Raw genomic sequence first — 2,148 nt, 5'->3', positions numbered from 1 at the left:
CGGCCAGGTATGCCCAGCGTTTACCGGTCCAGATATACGTTACGTCGCCGCACCATACCTGATTGGGCTCTGTCACTGCGAACTGTCGCTCAAGGTGGTTCGGGATAGCAATGTGTTCATGACCGCCACGTTTATACCGGTGAACAGGCTGCTGACAGCTCACCAGCCATGGTTGGGAGCGTATCTGAAAAGTCGTCGCTATGAACCTCATATCCAGTCACGGAAGGATGAATCAGAAGCCATCAAAAACACGGATTTTAAGGCCCATCGCTGGGTTGTAGAGAGAACACACAGTTGGATGAATCGCTACCGTCGTGTCCTGACTCGTTGGGAGAAGAAGGTCGAGAATTATGAGGCGATGCTGCATTTTGTCTGTGGTATCATTATCTGGAATAAAATCCTATTGGGATAGGTTCTAAATGGCATCGATGCCAAGTCAGACGATTATAATTATGTTTATGAGTACTAGGAAAGTACAATGAAAAACGCAAAAGTATTAGTCACTGGTGGCCTTGGCTACATTGGTAGCCATACCTGTGTACAGATGATCGAACAAGGCATGCAGCCAATTATTTTAGATAATCTCTGCAATGCTAATCCTGAAGTACTAAATCGCATTGAAACCATTACTGGCACTAAACCTATTTTCTACGTCGGTGATGTACGTGATAGCAAAATTTTAGATACCATTTTTGCCGAACATAAAATTGCATCGGTGATTCACTTTGCAGGGCTAAAAGCCGTGGGTGAGTCAGTTCAAAAACCGATTGAGTACTATGACAATAATGTTAATGGAACTTTGGTTTTAATCACATCAATGCAAAAAGCGGGTGTAAAAAGCCTCATTTTTAGTTCTTCCGCGACGGTGTATGGTGATCCTGAAGAAGTACCGTTAACTGAAGAGTCGAAAGTAGGTGGTACAACCAACCCATATGGTACTAGCAAATATATGGTTGAACGCATTCTTACCGATTTACATATTGCGCATGATGAATGGTCACTGACTTTATTACGTTATTTTAACCCTGTCGGAGCTCATACTTCAGGTTTAATGGGGGAAGACCCTCAAGGTATTCCAAATAATTTGACCCCTTATATTGCTCAAGTAGCAGTTGGTCGTCATAAAGAAGTGATGGTATTTGGCGCTGACTACCCAACTCCAGATGGTACTGGCGTACGTGATTATATCCATGTTATGGATTTAGCTAGCGGTCATATTGCAGCATTAAACAATGTCAGCCATCAAGCAGGCCTACATATCTATAACCTAGGTACGGGTAAAGGAACGAGTGTATTAGAAATGATCGCTGCTTTCGAAAAGGCATCAAGCAAACAGATCCAATACAAAATAGTTGCTCGCCGCCCCGGTGATATTGCTGAGTGCTGGTCTAGCCCTAATAAAGCCTTTACTGATTTAGGCTGGCAAGCTCAGTACTCCGTGCAAGATATGGTGAACGATAGCTGGCGTTGGCAATCGCAAAACCCTAATGGCTATAAATAGATTTATTTTACTTAGGTTAAAATATGAATATTGATATAGATTCCTTTGCCCTATATATTGGTGTTAAAGCAGAATATTTAGCTATGTTATATAGAACTACATATGAATTAGAAGGATTGCCTTTACCTAAAAGAAATAGGCATGGTAAGGTAAAAATGAGTGATGTTTTAATTTTTAAACAACACTTTGAAGATAAAACAAAGAATATTAATGAGAATAAAACATTAAGTTAAACTATCACTAAAGCTCAAAGAGCTGATGGATAAAATATGCAAATTATTACTTTAAGAGCCAATCCAAAAAGAAATTGTTATATAATATAATTAGTTATGATAATTTCTGAGGGGGAACGTATGATAAGCCGTTATTGTCAGATTAGTGATGAACTCTCGGAAAAAATAACAACTCTTATCCCTGAACACAAAACAAATCATCCGCTCGGAACTAACCGTAAACGGGTTGATAACCGTGTAGCTATGGATGCCATATTATTTGTGCTCAAGACTGGCTGCCTGTAGAATGCTTTGAATACCAAAGGGGCATGTTTACTGAGTTCTGCACATCGTGCTTCTAAAAATGGCGTGATGCGATTTTGAAACATGTCAGAGTGATTGTTGATAGATCCTAAAATGTACTAGCTCAGACTC

At 40.1% G+C, this 2,148-nt stretch carries 2 protein-coding genes and 3 pseudogenes; 4 read left to right on the top strand and 1 reads right to left on the bottom strand.

All coding sequences use genetic code 11. From position 1 onward, the window contains the following. A pseudogene (locus PSF16_RS17240) lies at positions 1 to 166 on the bottom strand (IS3 family transposase); the annotation flags it as partial. Between the two features lie 3 nt (positions 167 to 169). On the opposite strand from PSF16_RS17240, the pseudogene PSF16_RS17235 reads away from it, so the two are divergent. The 4 genes and pseudogenes from PSF16_RS17235 to PSF16_RS17220 all read left to right on the top strand — a co-directional run. Next, a pseudogene (locus PSF16_RS17235) lies at positions 170 to 412 on the top strand (IS5/IS1182 family transposase); the annotation flags it as partial. Positions 413 to 478: 66 nt separating this feature from the next. Further along, a complete protein-coding gene (gene galE, locus PSF16_RS17230) occupies positions 479 to 1,501 on the top strand; it encodes a UDP-glucose 4-epimerase GalE (protein ID WP_272689790.1) in 1,023 nt (340 codons plus the stop codon). 23 nt (positions 1,502 to 1,524) lie between these two features. Beyond that, the gene (locus PSF16_RS17225) at positions 1,525 to 1,734 is read left to right on the top strand and encodes a hypothetical protein (RefSeq protein ID WP_272689789.1); all 210 of its coding nucleotides are present in this window, start codon (positions 1,525 to 1,527) and stop codon (positions 1,732 to 1,734) included. A 120-nt stretch (positions 1,735 to 1,854) separates the two neighbouring features. Then, positions 1,855 to 2,090: pseudogene (locus PSF16_RS17220) on the top strand (transposase); the annotation flags it as partial. Between the last annotated feature and the right edge of the window lie 58 nt (positions 2,091 to 2,148).

Origin of the sequence: Providencia sp. PROV033 (assembly GCF_028484855.1) — a bacterium.
GTDB classification, from domain to species: Bacteria; Pseudomonadota; Gammaproteobacteria; order Enterobacterales; family Enterobacteriaceae; genus Providencia; species Providencia alcalifaciens.
The sequence above is the reverse complement of the archived record's forward strand: the minus strand, read 5'-3'. Positions and strand labels throughout refer to the sequence as shown.

Excerpts from the sequence above, each read along its gene's own strand:
- galE (WP_272689790.1), top strand. The coding sequence starts at position 479 with ATGAAAAACGCAAAAGTATTAGTCACTGGTGGCCTTGGCTACATTGGT.
- PSF16_RS17225 (WP_272689789.1), top strand. The coding sequence starts at position 1,525 with ATGAATATTGATATAGATTCCTTTGCCCTATATATTGGTGTTAAAGCA.